Origin of the sequence: Maritimibacter sp. 55A14 (genome assembly GCF_003122205.1) — a bacterium.
Classification (GTDB): Bacteria; Pseudomonadota; Alphaproteobacteria; order Rhodobacterales; family Rhodobacteraceae; genus QEYE01.
Genome location: NZ_QEYE01000019.1, coordinates 37,674 through 60,897 on the forward strand (window position 1 = coordinate 37,674; position 23,224 = coordinate 60,897).

Below are 23,224 nucleotides of genomic sequence, written 5' to 3' on the forward strand. Positions count from 1 at the left end.
GACAGGATGATTTCAATTAATTTTCCGTCACGTCCTTATGCTGCTAGGCAAACAGGGTCACTGTTAGCAGAGAGGATTTCCGACAATGGATGACATGCTCCACGTTATGGAATGGCACAACGGCGAGAAGGAGTTTTCGCCCTTTTCGGACAATGAAATGGCCCGCCGCCAGAATGAACTACGTGACTGGATGGGCAAGAACGATGTCGATGCAGCGCTCTTTACCTCCTATCACTGTATCAACTACTACAGCGGATGGCTCTACTGCTACTTCGGTCGGAAATATGCCATGGTCATTGACCAGAAAAACGCCACTACGATCTCTGCAGGCATCGACGGAGGCCAGCCGTGGCGCCGAAGCTTCGGTAGCAATATCACATACACAGACTGGCGTCGTGACAATTTCTACCGCGCGATTCAGCAGCTGACACCTGGTGCCAAACGCATTGGCATAGAATTTGACCATGTGTCTCTGGAATACCGCCAACTGCTTGAAGATGCCCTGCCGGGCGTCGAGTTTGTTGACGTGGGTCAGCCTTCAATGTGGATGCGCACGATCAAATCCGAAGAAGAAATCAAGCTGATCAAGGAAGGCGCTCGTATTTGCGACGTGGGCGGCTGGGCCGTCGCCGGTGCTGTCAAAACGGGTGTTCCAGAACATGAGGTCGCCATCGCCGGTACCAACGCGATGATCCGCGAGATTGCCAAGTCATTCCCGTTCGTCGAGCTGATGGACACGTGGACCTGGTTTCAATCCGGTATCAACACAGACGGTGCGCACAACCCGGTGACAAACAAGATCGTGCAATCCGGAGATATTCTGAGCCTCAACACCTTTCCGATGATTTTTGGCTACTACACGGCTCTGGAACGGACGCTGTTCTGTGATCACGTGGATGATGCGAGCCTCGACATCTGGGAAAAGAACGTCAGGGTGCACGAGCGAGGGCTGGAGCTTATCAAACCCGGTGCACGTTGTATGGATATCGCGATTGAACTCAACGAGATGTATCGCGAGTGGGATCTGCTGAAATATCGCTCCTTTGGATACGGACACAGCTTCGGTGTGCTGAGCCACTACTACGGTCGCGAGGCCGGTGTTGAGCTTCGGGAAGACATCGAAACGGAGCTCAAACCCGGAATGGTCGTCTCTATGGAACCCATGGTCATGATCCCAGAAGGTCAGCCCGGCGCAGGCGGCTACCGTGAGCATGATATTTTGGTTGTTGGCGAAGACAAGGTCGAGAACATCACCGGCTTCCCGTTTGGGCCCGAACACAATGTCATCAAATCCTAAGGGCAGTGCTATCTCGATAGCAAAAGATATTGCTACGACCAGTGCCGTTTTGGCACTGGTCGTAGTAGTATTTGTTTTATCCCGCGAAACACAGCAACAAGGTGACACGATCTTCGTGCGTTGGGCGGGCGTACCGATCTTCATTCAGGCGAACAGCGACTAAAGATCTAGTGCTGTCAGACGGATTCGAACTGGTCTCCACAAGGACAGTATGACTGTCTTTATGCCGCGCCGAGTTGACGCCACTCGGCGAGAGCGGCGGCGCGGTTGGTCTTGAAAATGTCCCGACTGGAGAGACTGCGCTCCTGGTTGAAATGGTTGGTGACGGGGGCGTGAACAGCGGCGAACTTCTGCAAACTTCGCATGCGCCGGAACCGAAGCATCGCCCGCTCGCGTCGTCGGAACAGCAGGTGCGCGCGCTTGAAGTTGGCAATTCTGATGTAGAGCGGCATCGCCGAACCTCGAACATACTTGCCACATCAAAAATTCCAGGACTTTTCATCGATTGGACACAATGCACCCCTAACCTGCATATTGTTGCTTTCAGTAGCGTCTGGTGGGCACTGTGCTGTTTTGCGTTTGTTAATCAAGTCCCACCAGGCGCGCTGACCGAGGCCAGTGCCGTCGTCCCGCGTCAACTCACCCCAAGCGCCGCAACAGGTTTCTGACGGTCGAGACGTGCCACCGCCCGCCGCGACGGGTGAGCATGCCGCGGGCATTGAGCTCGGCGGCGATGGCGCGCAGGGAGGTGTGGCCCGCGCGGGTGATCTCGGCGACCACGTCGGCCAGGCCCCGGGCGTGACGGTCGGCATTGCGCGTCACGGCCGCGCGGAGCGGTGCCCCGCCCTTTCCGGCCCGTCTGAGCGCCGCCGCGCCGTTGGGATTGCCGAGCTTCACGCCGCGCGCCTTCGCGGCCGCCAGCGCCTCCCTGGTGCGCCGCGAGATCGCCTCGCGCTCCTGCTGGGCCACCAGCGCCATGATCCCCACCGTCAGGTCATTGGCCTCCGGCATGTCGACGGCCAGGAACCGCACCCCGCTGTCGCGGAGCGTGAGCAGGAAGGCCGCGTTGCGCGAGAGCCGGTCGAGCTTGGCGATCACCAGCGTGGCCCCGGTCAGCCGCGCCAGGTCAAGGGCGCGCACCAGTTCGGGCCGGTCGGACTTGCGCCCGCTCTCCACCTCGGTGAACCGGGCGAGCACCTCGGCGCTACGCTCGGAGGCGAACGCGTCGATCGCCTTGCGCTGCGCATCAAGCCCCAGCCCCGATCTGCCCTGCCGGGCCGTGGAGACCCGCTCATAGGCGACCAGGCGAAGAGATGGGTCCGTGGCCCTGACCATGTACAAAACTGCCTAACCTTCGTTGCGCAGGACTGTACATCGGAACGCCCGGCAAATCGTAGCGGATTGCACATTTTTCAGAAGGTTGAGCGGACGACAATGGCGTCCTCGACACCGTCCTCGTCGTCCGGCTCCGCAGGCGCGGGCTCGGACACGTCCTCTGGCTTCGGATCGTAGTAGACGACACGCACCACGCTCACCGGCTCGACCTTGTCGGTCGCGTCGTGCGCAAGCCGCGTACGTGCCACCGGCGTCAGGCCGAGATCGGACATGTAGCGGTTCATCAGCTCCATCTGCTTGTTGACGATCGAGAGCCAGGGCGACTGCTGCACATAGCCTGACGGCGTCTTCAGAAGCATCGGTGTCTCCTTCAGCTTCTCCTCCGCCGCGACCCAGCGGGAATAGGCCTGGCAGTAGGCCGCGAGCGCGGCGCGGTCGGCAATCGTCAGGACACCGGCGTCGTGCATGGGCTTTGCCAGCCGACGCCATTCCTTCCGCGCAACCGCATCGAGATGCGGCGGGCAACGCGGCAGGGCATTGCCAGGGACGCTGACCGCCTGCTTGGTGGGTTTGGGCTTACGTCCTCGCATCTCCCCGCTCCCGATATGCAAGGCTGTCGAACAGCCGGCGCAGCAAATGGCTTCGGACGATCGAGACCCCCGTGAAGGCAAGACCGATGAGCAGAATCTTCCGTGTGCGCAGGTCAACGCCCGGCATGGGAGACACTGCAAACTGCGTGGTGAGCGCGAGCAGGTAGCCGACGGCGACATTCGTGCCAGCCTCGACGAGCGAGATGAAGCGCGACTGGCTCATGGCGTTCTCCCACCGCTCTTCCCGCGCTCGGTGGCAATCTCTTCGTATCTCCGGCCATCGCCCTCCAGTATCGCCGCCTCGCCCGTGAAGGCCTCCCAGCGCTGCACCGCCACGTCGACATAGGCCGGGTCGAGCTCGATGGCTGAGCAGGCCCGCCCCGTGGTCTCCGCCGCGATCAGCGTGCTGCCCGAGCCGCAGAACGGCTCGTAGACCGCCTGCCCGGGGCTGGAGTTGTTGAGGATCGGCCGGCGCATGCACTCCACCGGCTTCTGCGTGCCATGCACCGTGTCCGCATCCTGGTCCCGGCTCGGGATCGACCAGAGCGTCGATTGCGACCGGTCCCCGCTCCAGTGACCCTTGCTGCGCACCGCGTACCAGCAGGGCTCGTGCTGCCAGTGATAATGCCCGCGGCTCAGCACCAGCCGCTCCTTGGCCCAGACGATCTGCGCGCGGATGTCGAAGCCGCAGGCCTCCAGGCTCTCCGCGACCGTGCCGGCATGAAGCGCCCCGTGCCAGACATAGGCCACGTCGCCCGGAAAGAGCGCCCAGGCGTCGCGCCAGTCGGCGCGGTCGTCATTCATCACCTTGCCCGTGCGCTGCGTCTCCGAGGCCCCCGCGCGGTTGCGCCAGCCCGGGTCGTAGCGGACGCCATAGGGCGGATCGGTGACCATCAGGTGGGGCCGATGATTGCCCAGCAGCCGGGCCACGCAATCGGCGTCGGTCGCGTCCCCGCAGAGCAGCCTGTGGGGCCCGAGATGCCAGAGATCGCCCCTGCGGCTGACCGGGGTCTCGGGTGGCGCGGGGACCTCCTCCTCCCTCGGGTCGCCCGTGCCGTGCTCGAGCAGCGCATCGATCTCGCGCGCATCGAAACCCAGCTCCGCCAGATCCACACCCAGATCCGCGAGCTCGCCCGTCTCCAGCGCCAGCAGCTCCCGGTCCCATCCCGCCGCCTCCGCCAGCCTGTTGTCGGCCAGGATATAGGCCCGCTTCTGCGCTTCCGTCAGATGCGCAAGCTCGATGACCGGCACCTCCGCCATCCCCAGCGTCTGCGCCGCCTGCACGCGCCCGTGGCCCGCGATGATGCCGTTCTCGCCATCGACCAGAACCGGGTTGTTGAACCCGAACTCCCGGATCGAACCCGCGATCCGCGCCACCTGCGCCTCGCCATGCGTCCGCGCATTGCGCGCATAGGGGATCAGCTGCGAGACCGCACGCCGCTCGATCCTTTGCGCCCCTGCCTTCGCTCCTGCCTGCACTCATACCTCCCCCGGGGGAAATCCCCGTGCCTGGGAAGGAGCATATCAGAAACGGTAAGCCATTGTAATATTGACAATAATTGACATTTCACGACAGGAGCCGACAGCCGGCTCACTCATCGTCGGAGTTGCCAACGACAGAGCGCGGGGCTTGAACGGACAATTTCAATGCCGCATCGCTGGCTGAACCATTTCGTCGGTCTCAAGACGAAGCGCCGCTCTCCACAGAGGCGTCTTGGTGCACATGCGTGCAAACGGCCCGTCCCCGTCGGCGTCCTGCACGGTGACGAGCCCGGCCCATTTCAGCGGCTTGATTACGCACTGACAGAACGTGGCCATCTCCCGCCAGCCGTCATTGTCCCAGTCGGGACCTTCTCCATAGAACGCACCGTAAAGCTCTTTCTCCGTCGCCCCGTCCTCCGTCTTCACATTCAACACGTTGAGCCAGATTTCCCAGTTTCCGCACGGGTGCTCATCAAAGCGGCCGTAGGACGCGTGATCCACCTCCAGGATGAAGAACGGGATCAGCTCGGCGAACAATCCCGCGGGGCTGGCGGCAAGGATTCTGCCTTTGGCGGTCGGGCGGAAGCCACCCTTGTAGTGCCGCCCGAGGCGCCTTTCCAACAGCAGGAAATGAACGACCTGCAGCGGGACGAACTCGTGCTCATTGAGTACCTTGTTGTAGCGGAACGCTTCCGCGGCGCCAAATCCCGGCCAGTCGAACGCGTCGACCGCCCAGTGCACGAAGCTGCGTTTGAAAGCTTTCCTGGCGGTCAGACCGATTTCGCCGTGATCCAGAGCGTAGCCAAGTGTCAGGCGCGCTGCTCTGAGCAGCGGCGAGTGCGCAAGGGCGGGATGATCATCCGGAAGCCGCTCGAATTCCATCATTCCCGGATAATCGCAGAGCGACACGCGAGGCACCAGTTTCAATATTGAACGCGCCACGCGGCTAGTACGCCGAGGCGTTTCTCCATGAACGCCCTGGAATCCTCCGCGAAGCCCGCGATCCGCCACGCCCGCTGCCAGCCACGGCCGAGACCAAATGGACTTCATGTCGGATCATCCGGTTGAACGGCCTGCGTCAGTGCGTTCAGGCGCGCGTTCAGCTCGGTGAAATCGAACGGCTTGGTGAGATAGTCCGTCGCTCCGGCCGCATAGGCGCGTTCCATATAGGTTGCCTGCGACATCGCGGTCACCATGATGACCGGCGTATGTTCGCAGCCCGGGGTCGCGCGGATCACCTTGCAGACCTCGATCCCGTCGATCTCCGGCATCTGGATATCCAGCAGGAAGCAGTCGTAGCAGGAGCCTTGCTTGCGAATGAGCTCCATGGCCTTCTCGCCGGACGAAACGGTCTCGACCTCATGTTCGCCGATTGATGCCATGGCCACCTCGAGCAACTCGAGGATCATCAGATCATCATCGACGGCCAGAATTTTCACTGAAATACCCTTAATTGCAATCGCACTGAGAAATACCATCTCCATTAACTGTTTAACCCGCCCGGGAGCTTCCTCCCCTCAAAGGTCATGTGCCGGACTCCATATATGCATCAACGATACAACTTCCCGTTGGCAAAACAACCGAGATGAAAAAAATGTTCCTGACGGATGCGCACGACAGCATCTCTCTGGGCACGGATTCCTGATCGTGGCAAGGACATGCAGACCCGGCGCTGGAAGGGATACCGGTGCCACTTCGCGTATTGCTGTCTGTTGCCATGCGAGAATTTCTCCGGCGGCCGCCGCAATTGCCGCGGATCATCATTCCAGATTGTCACGCCCTTTACTCTACAGTTCCTGTTCCGGCTGGTGAGCCCTTGAGCGAAGGCATAGGACGACCAGCCCCGTGTCCGGGGTTGGTTCCCATGCCCTCCGCGTTCCGTTCCGGCCGGAGCCACCCCGTCGCTTCAGGCCCTCGAGGTCGCTCTGACCCGCGCCTCGAGGTCGGCCGCTACTTACGACACCGGGTCTGGCGCCGGGGGACACGCTTCGGCCTTGCGGACTGCGTTTGGCATTCGTCCCCGCCCCGTGGTGTGCCTTGACCGGACCGGCGCCACGGTCGTTCGAACCCTCCACCGATCCCGACCACTCAGCCACCAGGTCGTTCGTGGTGAGCGGCGCATGAAGTATAAAAAATCACGCAAGATATTGTAATATAGTCATTTTATGACATTCAGCGACATCTGCCGACAGATGCGCCAGTCATCCAGGATCGCGCAAGGACGCAGGCGCCGGACTGGTGAATCGGATTCGCGGTGACCGGTATGGCCAAACGTGACGCTCACGATGCAAGATGTTTCCAGAGCCTAGAAGGCTAGGTCGCGACGCTAAACCAGGCAGAGATGACGATGGATCAGAAAAGACAGGACCTGCTCAAGGCCAAGCTTGGCGACCTGCTGGGTTGGACAAAACCGGAGGTCGTCGAAACGATTGGCCCTTATGATCCATCGATCCTCGAAAAATATGACACGAAACGCCGGAGTATCGTTTCAGACTGCACCGAGAAGCTCAGGCAGTACACCGAAGAAGAAATATCGGTTCTCGTCCGGGAAAGGCAGGACGAGCTCCCAGGCACGCTCAGAGACTGGCGCGATTTTCTGGACGATAAGATCAGGCGCATGAACCGTGGAATGCCGCCGTGGTACGCGGGTGGCCTTGGTCATCCGGATCACGTTGCCGATTTCGACTACTGGAGCAGGATGGCCAGATTCACGATCCACGAACTCCTGTGTCTGTCGGTGGGCATCGAACCCGGCAGTTTCGAGAAAAGGTCCATCATGGAGCCCCGCAAGGGCGAATTCGCCAAATTATGGCCACCACTGCAATTCCTGGTTCGCAGGCGCGAGCAACTGGATCGGCAATTTTCACTTGGAACGTCCAATCGTGTGAATCCCGTGCGCTTTCTCCGCTGGGTCGAGCGTATGGAGTTCGAGGTTCATCCGGAGTTTCTACGCCTTCTCCGTCAATACCATTCCGGTGGCGAAATCTCCATCAGCGAGTCCGCGGCAGCCACCCGCACGGACAGGAGGGAGATCGACACGATCGCGCAGTTGTTCACCGCCATGGCGATCGAATACTATGGATATGATCCTAAGCAGGCTCGCAGTCCGATCCCCAAGGAAATCACCGATCTCGCCGCGTCGATGGGGCTGTCGGTATCGAATGATACGGTTCGCAAGTACCTGAGGCTTGGCGCTTCGTTCATACCGGATGACTGGCAACAAGATTAGCTCTGTTCGCTGATCGAACAGATGCACGCTATCTTTTTGATTCAAAATGCCTTCGCGCTATTCTGGATCGAATCCGAGTGTTCCGTTACGCCGTTCGGAGCATGTGGCAGTCTTCTCCCCAACCTTTCAGAACAGAGGCTGGGCAAGAATGACACACGACAGGATATCCCATATCGGGCAGGAGGCTGAATTCGGCTTTCTGCGCGAGCGCGAACTGGCTTCCCGCTGGAGAATATCGCAACGCACGCTACAGCGCTGGCGCACCGAAGGCAGCGGGCCGGCTCATGTGCTGATCGGCGGGTCCGTTCGGTACAGGATGGCCGACGTGCTCGCGTTCGAAGAGGGACACCGTCTCGGCGGAAACGGCTCATGATGGCGGCCCCTCAGTTCCGTCCAGAACGCGCTTCAGCGACGGGGGTGAGATCGGAACGCGGCCCCGCAAGACGCCCCAATCCGCTCTCGCCACATCACCTGACCCCCGCCGAGCGCCGCCGCGAGCTTTGCGCGATCCTGGCGCTCGGCGTGATCCGCCTGAGAGCCCGGCAGTCAAGCGATCTATCGCACGGAACCAGAGAAAGTTCGCTTCACTTCCCGTCCGGGCGGAGCGGTCATGCAACCGGCACATCCCGGAGGACCGCATGAGCAAGCCCGATCCGATCCCCGCGCGGCTGGCCGCGCTGAAGACCACGCCCACGCCGGAGCTCAGGACGCAGTGGCGCGCGCTCTTCGAGAGCGAGCCGCCCGCCTTCAACCGCAAGTATCTCGTGAGCCGGCTGGCCTACCGCATCCAGGAGCTGGCCTATGGCGGGCTCAAGCCCGAGACGATCCGGCGGCTGGAACGGCTGGGTGAGGAACTCGACGGCGGCGACCGCATGACGCGACGCATCCGCCATGACCGCAAGCCCATCACCGGCACGCGCCTGATCCGCGAATGGCAGGGCGTGGAGCATGTCGTCACCGTGCTGGCCGACGGCTACGAGTGGCAGGGCCGGCCCTATCGCTCGCTCTCGGCCATCGCGCGCGCCATCACCGGCACGCGCTGGAACGGCTGGGTCTTCTTCGGGCTCAAGAACCAGATCAGGGGCGCATGATGGCAGAGGTCAAACGCAAGCTGCGCTGCGCCATCTACACGCGCAAATCGACCGAGGAAGGGCTCGAGCAGGAGTTCAACTCGCTCCACGCCCAGCGCGAGGCCTGCGAGGCCTATATCGCCAGCCAGCGCTCCGAGGGCTGGGTACTGGTGCGCGACGCGTTCGACGATGGCGGGCATTCCGGCGGCACGCTGGACCGGCCTGCCCTGGCGCGGCTGATGGAGGATGTCGAGGAAGGCCTGGTCGACGTCATCGTGGTCTACAAGATCGACCGGCTCTCGCGCGCGCTGGCCGACTTCGCCAAGCTCGTGGAGGTGTTCGACCGCAACGGGGTCACCTTCGTCTCCGTCACGCAGTCCTTCAATACCACAACGTCGATGGGCCGGCTGACGCTCAACATCCTGCTGAGCTTCGCGCAGTTCGAGCGCGAGGTCACCGCCGAGCGCATCCGCGACAAGATCGCCGCCTCCAAGGCACGCGGCATGTGGATGGGCGGCGTGCCCCCGCTGGGCTATGACGTGAAGGACCGCAAGCTGGTGATCAACGCCCCCGAGGCCGCGCAGGTGCGCGACATCTTCCAGCGCTTCGTCGAGATCGGCTCGGGCACGCTGCTCGCCCGCGAACTCAAGGCCCGGGGGATCACCACGAAACAGGGCAAGCCGATCACCAGGAAGTTCCTCTACCGGATGCTCAACAACCGCCTCTATATCGGCGAGATCACTCACAAGCGCGAGAGCTACCCGGGGCGCCACAAGGCCATCATCGGCCGCAAGGACTGGGACAGGGTCCATGCGATCCTCACGGAGAGCCCGCGCAAGCGCGCCGCGCGCACCCGCGCCGAGACGCCGGCGCTGCTCAAGGGCCTGCTTTACGGGCCCGACGGGGCGGCCTTCTCGCCCACGCACACCCGCAAGGGCGGCAAGCTCTATCGCTACTATGTCAGCCAGACCGTGCTGAAGCACGGCGCCGGGTCCTGCCCCGTTGGCCGCGTGCCGGCGGGCGAGATCGAGGCCGCGGTGATCGACCAGCTGCGTGCCGTGTTCCGCCAGCCCGAGATTGTCGCAGGCACATGGAAGGTGGCACGGGCGCAGGACGCGGAGATCACGGAGGCCGACGCGCGCGATGCGCTCACGCTGCTGGAGCCGCTCTGGGACGAACTCTTCCCCGCCGAACAGGCCCGGATCGTGGCGCTGCTGGTCGAGCGCGTGGACATCGGCACCGAGGAGCTGGAGCTGCGGCTTCGCGTCGATGGACTGAGTGGCCTGGTCCGCGAGATGCGGTCCGACGGTGTGGAAGAGGCGGCATGATGCGCGCGGCAACAGTTTCCGGACATCCCGCCTGCCCGTGTTGTGCGGCTTGCGGGTCGGAAAATATCCTGGTGGACGCCTGGGCGCGCTGGGATCCGGATGGCGCGGGCTGGGCGCTCGAGACGGTGTTCGAGCACAGCTATTGCGCGGACTGCGACCGCCCGACGACCGTGCGGCTCAAGGCCGGCGAAGATCGTCCGAAGCGGGAGGGACCAGGGAGATGACCCGGCCGGCACGGTCAGCATCGGCTCAACGCCGTGCCTCGGGCACCTTACCGGACACGATCACACTGCATGTGCCGTTCCGCGTCGAAAAGCGCGGCGGGCGCAAGGAGATGCAGCTGCCGGACGGCGCGCCACCGGAGCGCAGGATCGACAGCACACTCGTCAAGGCGCTGGCCCGCGCGTTCCGCTGGAAGCGAATGCTGGACTCGGGCGACTTCGCCACCATCGCCGAACTGGCCGAGCGCGAGCGGATCGCGCCCTCCTACATGACGCGCGTGTTGCGGCTGACGCTGCTCGCGCCGGACATCGTCGAGGCGATCCTGGACGGGAGACATGGGCCGGAGGTGACGCTGGCGCGGGTGTTGGAGCCGTTTCCGGTGGAGTGGGAGCGGCAGAATTCGGCATTGAGGTTATGAGCAGCGCCAAAGGGAGAATAACTGCAAACGCGGTAGCGTAGAGCCTACGGCAATCCTTGGGATAATCGCGTGCTGCCGCAACCCTTTCCGATTGATCGCGGCGCACCTCGCCGCTAGGGTCCAAGACAGCCGCCGGATCAGCAGGTTGTGCTTCTCAGCCGGGAATATTTGATGGGGTTCGACGCATGATTAAGCCTCCGTTTGGCCTCAATGTTTCCCAAGGACGATTCAACGAGTCGGCTGCGCGGTCTGCAGATTATCACCGTAACCGGTGCAGACTGGCTATAGGCACGTTAGGAGGGTCGAATTTCATTGAAGGGTGACAGCCTGATGAAAGCGGATGCCACTCCGCGGGCCTCGGCATTGATCGAGAGCCTCAGGGATATAGGGTATTCCTTGCCCACTGCACTTGCTGATGTCATTGATAATTCAATAACTGCGGGCGCATCCACCGTTCGCATCTTTGCAGATACAATTGGTGACGAGCCGTCGATTGCCATCTTGGATAACGGTTGCGGCATGGATCAGGCGGAATTGATCGAGGCGCTCCGGCCTGGCAGCAAGAATCCGCGTGAGAAAAGGAAGCTATCCGACCTCGGCCGCTTTGGTCTGGGCCTTAAGAGCGCCAGTTTTTCTCAATGCCGCAGATTGACCGTAGTGTCGCGAAAGGGCGGCGAAGTAGTTGGAGCCCGATGGGATCTCGATGAGGTTGCCGCGACGGACCGCTGGGAGATCTCGCTGATTGACCAGCACGACGATATCCCCCAAGCGGATCTGTTGCGGGAAAGTGGCACCCTTGTTCTTTGGGAAAAGCTTGATCGGGTCGATGGTGGATATCGGCACGATACCCAAAAACGAGCGCAGCACATCAATAGCGCGCTGGCGGGCGCTGAGAGACATCTGAGGATCGTCTTCCACCGCTTCATGGAGCGTACCGGCAAGGGTGGGCTTTCGATCTCAATCAATGATCGCGTGCTGGAACCGATAGATCCGTTCGCATCAAAGCACCCAAAGACACAAATTGATGAGCCAGAAGAACTACACCTTGCGCACGGTGTGGTTCATTTCCAGAGCTTCACCATTCCACACCACAAGGCGATGAAGCGGGACGAGTGGGAGGAGCTCGGCGGACCCGAAGGCCATCTCAGGTCTCAAGGATTCTATATCTATCGAGGCGACCGGTTGATCATAAGTGGCAGCTGGCTTGGGCTGGCGAGGCAGACCGAACTGACCAAGCTCTGCAGAATTCGGGTGGATATCCCGAATACGATGGATGCCGACTGGAAAATTGATGTCAAGAAGGCCTCGGCGCAGCTCCCACCTTCAGTCAGAGAGCGGCTAAAGAGGATCGTCGAGCGCTTTGTCCAGACCTCCAGGAGGACATACCGCCAGCGCGGCCAGAAATTGACCGATGAAACCCGTGCGCCCATGTGGCAACGGCTGATCAAGGATGGGGCAATCGTCTATCAGCCGAATTCCGGCCACCCGACGCTGCTCGAGTTCGAGGAGCGTCTTCCTGAAGACCTCCGGCGTGACTTCAGAAATTGCATCGCGCTTGTCGGTGCGGGACTGCCCGTGGACTCGTTGCATGCTGACCTGTTCGGACAGGCCGAGACTGTCAAGTCTGCGGATGCCGAGATTGATGCACTGGAGCAGGCCCTGCAGTCCATGGTGCCGCATCTGTTTGAACAGGGGATCTCTGAGGCCGGTGTGCGCTCGATGCTGAAGACCACCGAAATGTTTCGCAAGGAATGGGCCAGGGTCGAACCAGTACTCGCCAGACTTCTCGAGCAGGAGAAACACGAATGACCAACCAGCTCGACATGCTCGACAACATGGTGTCCCAAGGGCTTGCAGACAGTGCCAGACGAACCCCAGAGGGGATCCGCGAGCTGATCTCCTCTGTCAGGCACGCTCCGATTTTCCCGGATGTCACCGATGACGATGCCGAGATGCTCGCACGGGAGATCGAGGAACGGATCGGCGTCAGCATGGGGTTGGGATCCCTTGTGGTGGCGGCCGATGATTTTGAGCCGTGGCTCGAGAATGTCCGATCCGAGATCGAGGGTGGATCCGACCCTTGGTACTACTGGTCCCGCTACAAGAAGCTCTTGTTCAAGAACAAACTGCCGCAGGATGTAATCTACGGGACAGCCCAAGTCACGGACACGATACTCGGTCGCCTTGGAAACCCGCGAGACAAACGGTCGTGGGACCGCAAGGGCATGGTCGTCGGGCACGTCCAGAGTGGAAAGACTGCTAACTACACCGGTCTTGTCTGCAAGGCCGCCGACGCCGGATACCGCCTGATCATAGTGATCGCCGGCATCCACAACAACCTGCGCAACCAGACCCAAGGGCGGATCGATGAGGGCTTTATTGGGCGCGACACCGGCCGTCTTGCGCAACTGGGAACCCGCGAAAAACCCAAACTGATCGGAGTCGCGGAATTCGATGACAGGTTCACGCCCGTCAGCCTCACCAACACCATCAGGGATTTCAATAAGGCGACGGCGACTTCGAATACGAGCCAGATCGCCTCCTATGCTGTTCCGGTGGTGCTCGTTATCAAAAAGAACATGCATACCCTGCGGAACCTGACCGAATGGCTTCGCGAGCATAGTGCAAACCACTCGTCGGAGATGGTCGATCAGCCAATGTTGCTGATCGATGACGAGGCGGACAACGCTTCAATCAATGTCAAATACGGGAAGAGTGAGGTCTCCAGAATCAACGGTCAGATTCGCGAACTGCTGGGTCTGTTCCGGCGCAGTTGCTATGTGGGGTACACCGCGACACCGTTCGCCAACATCTTCATCGATCCCGAACAGGATGAAGCCATGGAAAAGGAAGACCTCTTTCCGCGCGACTTCATCATCGGTCTCGATGCCCCCAACAACTACTTCGGACCGCGGAAGGTATTCCTCGATGGCATGCCGGATGACGAGGAACCGTGTTACCTGCGCAACATCACCGACAACGAGGATGTGCTGCCGATCAAGCACGGGAAGGATGACGAGCTCGTCGCAATACCCGAGAGCATGATCGAAGCGCTCCGCGCCTTCCTTGTTGCGAGTACGATCCGGGACTTGCGCGGACAGGCCAATCAGCACGCATCGATGCTAGTGAATGCCAGCCGTTTCACCCGGATGCAGGGTCTCATTCGCAACCGGCTCCAAGAAGTCCTTGACACGATCCGGGACTCCATCCGCATCAATGCCTCCCTCGGAGAGCGCGGCCATCGTGATCCGGAGATTGCGGCCTTGCGGAAGACATGGGCCGCCGAGTTCCACGACGAATGGCCCGACTGGAACGAGATCCAGGATCGGCTTCTCCAGTCGATCAGTGGGGCCAAGGTCGTCGAGGTCAACAGCCGCGTCAACGACCTCGATTATTCCGCAGCAGGCGATCGCGGATTGACGGTAATCGCCGTCGGTGGCTTCTCCCTGTCGCGCGGCCTTACCCTCGAGGGACTGACAGTCTCCTACTTCCTGCGAAATTCCATGATGTATGACACGCTGATGCAGATGGGGCGCTGGTTCGGCTACCGCGGCGGTTATGAAGACCTGTGCCGGATATGGATGCCGCCGCAGGCCATCGGTTGGTATGCCCACATCGCCGAGGCGACCGAGGAACTACACGAGGAACTCCGGCGCATGCAGCGGGACCGGGCGACACCCTTGCAGTTCGGGCTTGCGGTCCGCAGCCATCCTTCGTCGCTGCTAGTCACGGCTCGGAACAAGCTGGGATCGGGTGAGAAGCACGTGAAAATCGGCCTTTCGAACGGCTATGTAGAGACGCACAAGCTCCACAACGACGGGGAGGTTCTAGATAGCAACCGAAGTGCCGCACGGGACTTTCTGACCGCCTTGCGCGAGGAGGGGCATGACCCAAGTAAGACGAAATGCCAAGGTGGTTACCTGCTACAAGATGTGGAGGTCGCCTACATCGACAATTTCCTGATCCGATTCCGGAACGCCCGCGAAAGCGTGGGAACCACGATTCCTCCACTTCGCGAGTACATTGCTCAACGCACCCATGATGAACTCGACAAGTGGGACGTCTTCATTGCCAGCGTGAGCGAGAAACAGGAAACCAGCGATGTACTCAGTTGGCCCATCGGTCCGGCCAAGCGTAGCATCGGGGTCGAGCGTCTCGAGGACGGCATTTTGTCGATCAGTGGGCGCCGTGCGCGCGTCGCTTCCCGTGGGGTCGAGAAGATCGGCGTCGCGGCAGAGGACGCAGAACGCGCTGAGGCAGAATTTCTTGCCTCTCACAATCTCAAAGGCAGCGGCAACGTCAACTTTCCGGATCACATCTACAGAAGGGCACGCAGGAAGCCGCTTCTCGTATTGTTCCTCATTGCAGTCAGACTGCCTGACCAGACCGAGACGCCCGAGAGATTCGCTGACCTTCTTCCGAAGAAACCGGTTGTTGCATTCGGGATCAGTTTCCCGGTCTCGTCACGTCCGGATGAGAAGGTCGAGTATGTCATGAACACTACGATGCTACGCGAACTCTTCGGAGATGATGACCTCGACGAGGACGCGGAGATGGAAGATGTCTGAAACGAATCCTTGGAGTGGTCTCGCCTTTGATGAGGCGCGCCGGATTGACAAGCGAGGTCGCCATGACTTCTTCTGGGCAGTCGTGGAGAACGACAATGTTGCGCTCGCGCTCGCTCTTCCAGAGAAGACAGAGCGGATCCTGCCACTGCCGAAAATCAGGAGCCTCGATATCGGCTACCGGAAACTCGGAGCACGCGACGCTCTGATCGTGGCCCTTCGCGACCCCGAGCAGACGGACCTGTTCGCCAATCTCTGTCTCGACATCGTCTCGGCCGGTGAGCGGGGCGGGACTGCCGATGAAGCCCTTGATCGTGCGGTGCGACGAACACTTCGTTGGCACCATCTCTTGCGAGGCGGATCTTCAGACCGGTTGAGCCTCGAAGAACAGAGGGGATTGATAGGCGAGTTGCAGTTTCTTCAGCTGTTGTGCGCCCAGATTGGTGCAGAAGCGGCAATCGAGGCATGGCGCGGGCCTGAGGATGGCGCCAAGGATTTCGAACTTCACGGAATGTGCGTCGAGGTCAAGGCACGTAGAGGCGCGGCACGACCGCAAGTGCAGATCTCATCGGCGGATCAGCTGGCCGACGTTGCCGGGGCAGAGGTCTTCCTGCTGGTCCATGATGTCGATGCGGCGGTGAAGCCCGAGGGCATGACACTCACGGATCATGTGCAAGTGGTCGAGGACATCTACCGATACGCGACCATGTCGGGCTACGGCGCATGGGAGCGTCTTCTGGCGGCTACGGGCTTCGACTGGGAACACGACTACAGCGACCGGCGGTGGACGGTCGGAAAACGGTCGACATTCCGGGTAGAAGACGGGTTTCCACGCATATCCGCGCCAGTCGCGACCGGCGTCCTGAATGTCAGGTATTCCGTGGCTCTGGACGCGTGCGCAGATTTTATCATCGAGGATGAGGCATTTCTGGCCAAAATATGCAAAACGCAGTCTTCAGTCGACACGCAGGGAGGCTGATCAATGTCTGAATTGGAGGAATTTCACCGCGAACTAATCGCCGACATCCAGGGTGAAGCGGATGTTGGTGGAACCTATACAACCGAAGCTTTCTTCGAGAAGATGGGCGACATCCTGACCGAGGCCGGTGAGCTGGATGGTGCGGACTACGCTTACTTCGAAGGGACCGGTCGGCGAGGGATGGCGTTACAGATCCACGGATATGGCGGCGACCCACGGGAAGCGCAGGGAATACTCAGCCTGATCCTCTGTGACTTTTCGCCGAGCGAAGAGGTGCGCTTGTTCAGGGCGGATGATCTGAAGTCCCGCTTCAATCGGCTCGTCGGTTTCCTACGGCATGCCCGGGACGAGGAGTTTCGTGAGCAACTCGAAGAGACAAGCCCCGGCTTCATGCTGTCTGATCTTATCGCGACTACTTGGTCGAGCATCGCGAAGATAAAACTGATCGTCGTGACAAACGCAGAAAAGCGCGCCAAGGCCGATGGCCTCCCTGCAGGTACGATCGACGAAAAACCAGTGACCTATACCGTCTGGGATCTTGCACGGATCGAGAAGTACGTCCGGTCGGGGCAAACCCGGGAGGATCTTCTGATCGACTTCGAGAAGGATTTCGGCGGCGCGATCCCGGTCCTCAGGGCATCCATGGGCGATGCGGCTCTCGAAAGCTATATAGCTGTCATACGCGGCAGCCAACTGGGCGAAATCTACGAGAAGTGGGGAACCCGCCTACTCGAAGCGAATGTGCGCAGCTTCCTCCAAGCGCGTGGCAAGGTGAACCGGGGCATCCGGGACACCCTCGAGGACCAGCCCGAGATGTTCTTCGCCTACAACAACGGCATAACGGCCACCGCCGATAATGTGCAGATCAGACAGACCGAGCATGGGCCCGTTCTCGTATCCGCCGACAACCTTCAGATTGTGAATGGTGGGCAGACCACAGCGTCCATCCACGCATCCCGCAGGCAGCGCCCGAAACGCCCCAAGGCGCGTCTGGACGAGGTTTATGTCCAGATGAAGCTCAATGTCGTTCCGCCAGAGACAGCCGAAGAGGTGATCCCCAACATCTCACTCTATGCCAACAGCCAGAACAAGGTGAACGACGCCGACTTGGCGTCCAACCATCCGTTTCAGATGCGCTTGCAGGAGTTTTCCCGACGCATTCTCGCCCCCAAGGGCGAATGCTCTTATCAGGAGACAAAGTGGTTCTACGAACGGGCGCGCGGGCAATATCCGGATGAACGCGGGCGTCGCACCGAGGCAGAACGAAAGAAGTTCGATCTCGAATATCCCCGTCCGCAGTACTTCACCAAGACAGACCTTGCGAAGTTTGAGAACTCGTGGGCGGGGCTTCCGCATGTGGTCAGCCAGGGGGCGCAGAGGAACTTCGTAGCCTTCCAGAAGGAGATCGCCAAGGAGTGGAAGAAATCTGACGCACGCTTTGACGAGACGTGGTTCAAGCGGATGATCGCAAAAGCGATCATCTTTCGCCGACTCGAGAAAACCGTGCCGCAACAGCCCTGGTACGAAGGTGGATACAGGGCAAACATCGTGACCTATTCGATAGCCAAGCTCGCCCATGATATAGAAGAACGGGGCAAGTTGGTCGATCTGGACCGGATCTGGCGACAGCAGACGGTTCCTGGCCCGGTCGAAGATGCCTTCCTACTTGCAGCGGCGGAAGCCCATGATGTCATCACCCATCCGCCCGAGGGTGTCCGGAACATGAGTGAATGGGCGAAGAAGCAGGCCTGCTGGGCGCAGATGCAACAGCGCGAACTGGATTATCCATCCGACCTGAAAGACTACCTGCTTACACCAGCCGAAGCTGCGACCGTGGTAGATGATGAGCGGAAGAAGAAGGCGTTAACTTCCGGAATCGAGGCCCAAGCGACGGTGGTCAGGCTCGGGCCGGCGTTCTGGAAAGGTGCTCTCGAATGGGGCAAGGAGCATCGGCTTGTGACGCCAATGGAGGTCGGGATACTCGAGACCTGCAGCAGGAGACCCGACCGACTTCCATCCGAAAAACAATGCGTAATCGCCATGGAAGTTCTCGAAAGACTCGAGACGGACGGTTTCGAGGCACGTGCGGCTGAGGTCGGAGAGTAATCAGTTACCCGTTAGAAGGCCCCGGATCACGCGTGCGATCTGAAGCGCCAAGAACGGTGGGACCGCATTGCCGACCTGATGATACTGGGCCGTGCGCGGACCGCATAAGAAATAGTTGTCCGGGAAAGTCTGTAGCCGCGCCGCCTCGCGCACTGTCAGGGAACGGACCTGTCGCGGATCAGGGTGAATGAAATAGTGGCCGTCCTTGGAAATATGGCTGGTCACAGTACTGGATGGGCGATGACCGAGTTGGACTCGGAACCGATCCGCGAAATCGCCTGACGCGCGATTCCGGTGTTCGGGCTGAAGGAATTCGGGAAAACTGGATAGCTTCGGGGATGCCCTCATCACCTCGGCATGTGATGCCGCGTAGAGGTAGCGACCCAAGTCCTCCGGTATATGCCCCCGGGTCTCGTGATTCAGGATACAATCAAGCCTGTCATCGGCCAACCAATCAGCCAGCTCGGTATCGACGCACGGACCATTGCCTGTCCGCCTGTGATCGCACCGCAGCTTATCGCGCGCGAGCCCATCGGTCAGCAAGGCGCCCAAACGGTCGCGAACCGGCTGCGGCACCTTTGGCGACTTGAGGATTGCGCCGGCCTGACGCAGCACCGCGTCGCGCCACGCCTCCACATCATCCTCCCGGCTCAGGCCACTTCTCAGCCTCGGCAAGTCCCCGATCGCGTCGAGTACAGAGACTGCTGTCCCCGGCCGCCGCAGCAGCGGCCCCCCATCCGAGGGCGGGGAGATGTCGCGCCGCAGGCCGACCACGAAGACACGATGGCGTGCTTGGGGGATACCATGGTCTTCGGCGCGGACGAGAAAGTCCGTGCCCTTGAAGGGGTCGGCGCCGCGCGACTGCGCGAGAGGAAGAAGGTGATAGCCCTCGCCGGCCCCGGCGAGGTCCTCAAGGACACGCTGGAAAATGCCGCCGCCATCGACCCGGCTAGAAATCATGCCCTTCACGTTTTCCATCACGAAGGCAGCCGGGCGCAGGCGGTCGAGGATGCGAACGTATTCACGGTAGAGATAATGTCGCTCATCCTTTTCCGGCACATAATCCTGCTTGCCTCGGTTTCGGGATCGTCCTGCGAGTGAGTAGGCTTGGCAGGGGGGGCCCCCGATAAGAATCGTGTTCCCGTGAAATTCCTCTCGCGTCCGGTCGAGGGTGTCCGAAATCAGCTCGAAGCTTCCCTCGGCACCCAGTTCGAGCTGCCACGCCTCGGTCTCGGCGGCCTTCCACTCGGCGGGATGGAGTTCAGACCAATCAGGCATCGGAGAACCGGAGTTCAGGGCATCGTGGTAGGCCTTGGGAAACCCGTCCTCGAATCGGCGCAGGAAAGCGCGCAACCTGAGCGTCCGGACTTCAATGGGCTGCCGCTCGACGGACAGGCGGATTTCCATCTCGCCGTCACCCTCGCGACCTACGGCAGTGAACCCCTCGCCAAGTCCGCCTGGACCGGCGAACAGATCAACGATTCCGAAAGTGGACGGCAAATCAGGCTCCTGACGAACTCCATACAGCCGGTGTATACCAAGTTCCAGGAAGAACGCCAGGACGCACGTGACAGATATCGTGGATCAGCAAACCCGGTCCCGCATGATGGCAGGGATAAAGGGAAAAAACACGAAGCCTGAGCTGGCGCTTCGACGAGCCCTGCACGCACGCGGCTTCCGCTACCGTCTTCACTCGAGGAAATTCCAAGGACGGCCCGACCTGGTCCTTCCCAAGCATCGCGCCGTCGTCTTTGTGCACGGCTGCTTCTGGCATCGGCATGAGGGATGCCGCTACGCCACCACCCCCTCGACGCGCGCGGAGTTCTGGCAGGCAAAGTTCGAGGCTAACGTTGCTCGGGACATCACCGTTCGGGTAGCGCTGCTCGAAGCGGGTTGGCGCGTGGCGACGATCTGGGAGTGTGCTCTGCGACAGCCGGAACAAGTCGCCATAGCCGCCGACCGGCTCTCAACCTGGCTACTCACCGAGACTGACACGCTCGAGTTCGGCGAACGCGAGGTTTCGGCACCCCCAAGAGAAAACAAGGATGTCAGCCCTTTCGGCTGATCAATCCTGGCCCAGAGAAAGACTAGCAAGGCTATGAAGCCGCCGTTGAGAGTTCGATTTCTGTTCCTTCTCAACGATCGCCACTGGCGTCGAAGTGTTTAGCTGACGCTCGCGAGAAGCATTGCCTTTTCAGAGGCTTGAAAGAAATTCACCAAATCGGTGCAGTCATGAGGTCCAGAGAATATCGGCCATGAGAGACTGCTTTCGGGCCTCCTGGCGCCAAAGCAGGTAAACAGCCCGTTCCGCATAACCCTTGAGAACAAAGGAAAAATCCGGCCGCAGCCGGATCGGGAGAACGCTTTCGCGAGGGCAAGTGGCGGAGAGACAGGGATTCGAACCCTGGAGACGGTTTCCCGCCTACACGCGTTCCAGGCGTGCGCCTTCGACCACTCGGCCACCTCTCCGCAGTGCGGGGGTCATACAATCGGATGACCGGTTTGCGCAAGAGGGGAAAGCACCCTTTCCGCGCCTTCCCGGGTCGCTTTCCGGCCAGCCCGCCCCTGCCCGCATGCTAGGCTCTGCGCGGGACCGGAGCGGCCGGAGGAAATATCACGATGGAGAAGGACATGCTTGACGAGGCCCGCGCGCGCTGCGCCCGTTTCCAGACACGGCTGAAGGACGCAGGGATCGACCTCGCACTGATCACCGACGAGGCCTCCATCGCCTGGCTCGCAGGTTTCTGGGGCTATCTCTCGGTGGAGTTCGGCCGCCCGACCTTCCTGCTGCTGCGCGCCGATGCCGAGCCGGTCGTGGTCACGCCGCTGATGGAAAGCGAAATGGTCGCCGGGATGACCTGGGTGGAGCGGATCGAGACCTGGGAGGATGCCGGCGACAACCGCTGGGAGCACGTGCTCGCGCGCCTGCTGGACGAGGCACCGGGCCGCATCGGCGTGGAGCGCGGCAGCCTGCCCGCCCTGCTGCGCAACTGGTTCGACGACCAGCGGCCGGGCGAGACGCTGCATGACGTGGGCGCGATCCTCGGCGCCATGCGGATGATCAAGTCACCCGCCGAGATCGAGGTGATGCGCGAGGCCGGCCGGATCGCGGGCGCGATGATGGAGGCGGCCCAGGGCGCGCTGGCCGAGGGCGCGCCGGAATACGAGGCCGCGCTGGCGGTGATCGACGCGGGCACCCGCGCCGCGGCGGGGTTCCTGACCGACAGGGGCTGGGACGCCTTTATCTCGCCGATGATCCACAACCTCCAGATCATGCAGTCCGGGCGCGACACATCTATGGTCCACCGGCGCGCCAGCGTGAAGCGACTGGAGCGCGGCGACCCGGTCTATTTCTGCTTCTGCAACATGGCGCAGTTCCGCCAGTACAAGCTGGGCTTCGACCGGATGTTCTTCATCCGCGAGATCAGCGAGGAGGCTGCCCGCGTGCAGGAGGCGGCGATCGAGGCGCAGCAGGCCGCCATCGCCGCGATCCGCCCCGGCGTGCTGGCCGAGGAGGTCGCCGCCACCGCGGACGAGGTCTATGCCCGCCACGGCTTTGCTACCGGCTACCGCACCGGCCGCTCCATCGGCATGTCCTATCTGGAGGCGCCGGAGCTCAAGCATGGCGACCGCACACCGCTCCGGGCGGGCATGACCTTCGCGGTGGATGGCGGCATCTCGGTCGATGGCCGGCTCGGCGGGCGGATCGGCGACAGCATCGTGGTGACGGAAGGCGGCGCGGAATACCTGACGCATTTTCCGCGCCACATCCTGCTGGTGGATCGCTAGGTTCGATTTCTCGGAAAGTTGTTCCCCGGAAAAGGGGGCGTGCTGAGATCGCCAGACCACAGCCGAGAACCGCGAAGGCCGGGCGCAGTTCGTGCCCCGTCTGCGGCGTCCAGAGATTGCAGAGCGCGCCGGTCGAGGTCATCAGGCCGGAGGCCGCCTAGATCCGGATCTCGCCGGTGCGCGCCGGGCCGGGCGAGGCAGCGATCGGGACCAGGGCCTCGGCGACGAGGGCAGCGTGGTGCACGAGGTCGCGGATAGCGCGGGACAGGGGCATGAACGGACCCGGGGGCATGCGATAAGTCTGACCGGAAATTTTTGCGGCCGCACCCGCCGATTGCAACCGCTACTCCCGCGCCGCGCCGTCGGCCAGAAGCGCGCGGAGCGCCGCGATCTCGGCCGCGCCGGCCTTGGCGGCACGCGCCTCCAGCGCCCGGTAGTGGCCGAGCACCGCTTCGCCCATTGGTGTCAGCGTCGCGCCGCCGCCGCTGGATCCGCCGCGGGTGCACGCCACCAGCGGTTCCCGGAAGGCGGCGTTCATCGCCTCCACCAGCATCCAGGCGCGTTTGTAGCTCATCGCCATCGCGCGGCCCGCCGCCGCGATGGACCCGCTCTCGCGTATTTGTTCCAGAAGGTCCGCCTTTCCGGGGCCCAGCATCGTGTCGCTGCCCAGGATCACCCGCAGGCGCAGCCGCGCGCCACCCTGCCCTGACTGCCCGTTTCCCGTCATCCGCGCCTCCGGCCCCGCTGCGATGCGCGATGCTAGGCAGGATCGTGCGCCCCGGCAACCTGCGACCCCGAGACGGCCGCAAATGCC

Annotated in this window: 20 protein-coding genes, 1 tRNA gene and 1 pseudogene; 12 read left to right on the plus strand and 10 right to left on the minus strand. The window is 61.6% G+C overall.

The features are described 5' to 3' along the window. Positions 1-85 precede the first annotated feature (85 nt). Positions 86-1,297: a M24 family metallopeptidase gene (locus tag DDZ14_RS14930; protein ID WP_109425779.1), complete on the plus strand. Its 1,212-nt coding sequence runs from the start codon at positions 86-88 to the stop codon at positions 1,295-1,297. Positions 1,298-1,518: 221 nt separating this feature from the next. Here the strand turns inward: DDZ14_RS14930 and DDZ14_RS14935 are convergent. The 7 genes and pseudogenes from DDZ14_RS14935 to DDZ14_RS14965 all read right to left on the minus strand — a co-directional run. Further along, positions 1,519-1,719 (minus strand): annotated as a pseudogene (locus DDZ14_RS14935) (IS6 family transposase); the annotation flags it as partial. Positions 1,720-1,936: 217 nt separating this feature from the next. After that, positions 1,937-2,632, minus strand: coding sequence for a recombinase family protein (locus tag DDZ14_RS14940; RefSeq protein ID WP_109425780.1), 696 nt, complete (start codon positions 2,630-2,632; stop codon positions 1,937-1,939). A gap of 77 nt (positions 2,633-2,709) precedes the next feature. Continuing rightward, complete coding sequence (locus DDZ14_RS14945; RefSeq protein ID WP_109425781.1) at positions 2,710-3,222, minus strand: phage terminase small subunit P27 family; 513 nt, start codon at positions 3,220-3,222, stop codon at positions 2,710-2,712. Next, complete coding sequence (locus DDZ14_RS14950) at positions 3,209-3,445, minus strand: hypothetical protein (RefSeq protein ID WP_109425782.1); 237 nt, start codon at positions 3,443-3,445, stop codon at positions 3,209-3,211. Before DDZ14_RS14950 ends, DDZ14_RS14945 begins: the two co-directional genes overlap by 14 nt. Continuing rightward, complete coding sequence (locus tag DDZ14_RS14955) at positions 3,442-4,701, minus strand: site-specific DNA-methyltransferase (protein WP_109425783.1); 1,260 nt, start codon at positions 4,699-4,701, stop codon at positions 3,442-3,444. The genes DDZ14_RS14950 and DDZ14_RS14955 overlap by 4 nt, the downstream gene beginning before the upstream one ends. A 165-nt stretch (positions 4,702-4,866) precedes the next feature. Continuing rightward, positions 4,867-5,589 (minus strand): hypothetical protein, encoded by a 723-nt coding sequence (locus tag DDZ14_RS14960; RefSeq protein ID WP_109425784.1) that lies wholly within the window; start codon positions 5,587-5,589, stop codon positions 4,867-4,869. Between the two features lie 161 nt (positions 5,590-5,750). Beyond that, positions 5,751-6,143, minus strand: coding sequence for a response regulator transcription factor (locus DDZ14_RS14965; RefSeq protein ID WP_158275541.1), 393 nt, complete (start codon positions 6,141-6,143; stop codon positions 5,751-5,753). Positions 6,144-7,051: 908 nt separating this feature from the next. Here DDZ14_RS14965 and DDZ14_RS14970 point away from each other — a divergent pair. From DDZ14_RS14970 to DDZ14_RS15015, 9 genes are all read left to right on the plus strand, one after another. Further along, positions 7,052-7,933, plus strand: a complete 882-nt coding sequence (locus DDZ14_RS14970) for a hypothetical protein (protein WP_109425786.1) — start codon at positions 7,052-7,054, stop codon at positions 7,931-7,933. Positions 7,934-8,081: 148 nt separating this feature from the next. After that, positions 8,082-8,306 (plus strand): AlpA family transcriptional regulator, encoded by a 225-nt coding sequence (locus tag DDZ14_RS14975; RefSeq protein WP_109425787.1) that lies wholly within the window; start codon positions 8,082-8,084, stop codon positions 8,304-8,306. Between the two features lie 265 nt (positions 8,307-8,571). Next, positions 8,572-9,024: a DUF2924 domain-containing protein gene (locus DDZ14_RS14985; RefSeq protein ID WP_109425788.1), complete on the plus strand. Its 453-nt coding sequence runs from the start codon at positions 8,572-8,574 to the stop codon at positions 9,022-9,024. After that, positions 9,021-10,331, plus strand: a complete 1,311-nt coding sequence (locus DDZ14_RS14990) for a recombinase family protein (protein WP_109425789.1) — start codon at positions 9,021-9,023, stop codon at positions 10,329-10,331. The genes DDZ14_RS14985 and DDZ14_RS14990 overlap by 4 nt, the downstream gene beginning before the upstream one ends. A gap of 220 nt (positions 10,332-10,551) precedes the next feature. Continuing rightward, positions 10,552-10,971 carry a hypothetical protein gene (locus DDZ14_RS14995; RefSeq protein WP_109425790.1) on the plus strand — a complete coding sequence of 140 codons (420 nt, stop codon included), beginning with the start codon at positions 10,552-10,554 and terminating at the stop codon, positions 10,969-10,971. A gap of 330 nt (positions 10,972-11,301) precedes the next feature. Next, a complete protein-coding gene (locus DDZ14_RS15000) occupies positions 11,302-12,780 on the plus strand; it encodes an ATP-binding protein (protein ID WP_109425791.1) in 1,479 nt (492 codons plus the stop codon). Continuing rightward, positions 12,777-15,539 (plus strand): Z1 domain-containing protein, encoded by a 2,763-nt coding sequence (locus DDZ14_RS15005; RefSeq protein ID WP_109425792.1) that lies wholly within the window; start codon positions 12,777-12,779, stop codon positions 15,537-15,539. Before DDZ14_RS15000 ends, DDZ14_RS15005 begins: the two co-directional genes overlap by 4 nt. Next, positions 15,532-16,515, plus strand: coding sequence for a PD-(D/E)XK motif protein (locus tag DDZ14_RS15010; RefSeq protein WP_109425793.1), 984 nt, complete (start codon positions 15,532-15,534; stop codon positions 16,513-16,515). The genes DDZ14_RS15005 and DDZ14_RS15010 overlap by 8 nt, the downstream gene beginning before the upstream one ends. A 3-nt stretch (positions 16,516-16,518) precedes the next feature. Then, complete coding sequence (locus DDZ14_RS15015; RefSeq protein WP_109425794.1) at positions 16,519-18,621, plus strand: AIPR family protein; 2,103 nt, start codon at positions 16,519-16,521, stop codon at positions 18,619-18,621. On the opposite strand, the gene DDZ14_RS15020 is transcribed toward DDZ14_RS15015, so the two are convergent. Then, positions 18,622-20,121: a DNA cytosine methyltransferase gene (locus DDZ14_RS15020; protein ID WP_109425795.1), complete on the minus strand. Its 1,500-nt coding sequence runs from the start codon at positions 20,119-20,121 to the stop codon at positions 18,622-18,624. A gap of 67 nt (positions 20,122-20,188) precedes the next feature. On the opposite strand from DDZ14_RS15020, the gene DDZ14_RS15025 reads away from it, so the two are divergent. Continuing rightward, the gene (locus tag DDZ14_RS15025; RefSeq protein ID WP_109425796.1) at positions 20,189-20,686 is read left to right on the plus strand and encodes a very short patch repair endonuclease; all 498 of its coding nucleotides are present in this window, start codon (positions 20,189-20,191) and stop codon (positions 20,684-20,686) included. A gap of 314 nt (positions 20,687-21,000) precedes the next feature. On the opposite strand, the gene DDZ14_RS15030 is transcribed toward DDZ14_RS15025, so the two are convergent. After that, positions 21,001-21,090 (minus strand) — tRNA-Ser (locus DDZ14_RS15030). 150 nt (positions 21,091-21,240) lie between these two features. On the opposite strand from DDZ14_RS15030, the gene DDZ14_RS15035 reads away from it, so the two are divergent. Beyond that, a complete protein-coding gene (locus DDZ14_RS15035) occupies positions 21,241-22,410 on the plus strand; it encodes a Xaa-Pro peptidase family protein (protein ID WP_233252602.1) in 1,170 nt (389 codons plus the stop codon). Positions 22,411-22,753: 343 nt separating this feature from the next. Here DDZ14_RS15035 and DDZ14_RS15040 read toward each other — a convergent pair whose 3' ends face one another. Beyond that, positions 22,754-23,137 (minus strand): winged helix-turn-helix domain-containing protein, encoded by a 384-nt coding sequence (locus DDZ14_RS15040; protein ID WP_233252603.1) that lies wholly within the window; start codon positions 23,135-23,137, stop codon positions 22,754-22,756. Between the last annotated feature and the right edge of the window lie 87 nt (positions 23,138-23,224).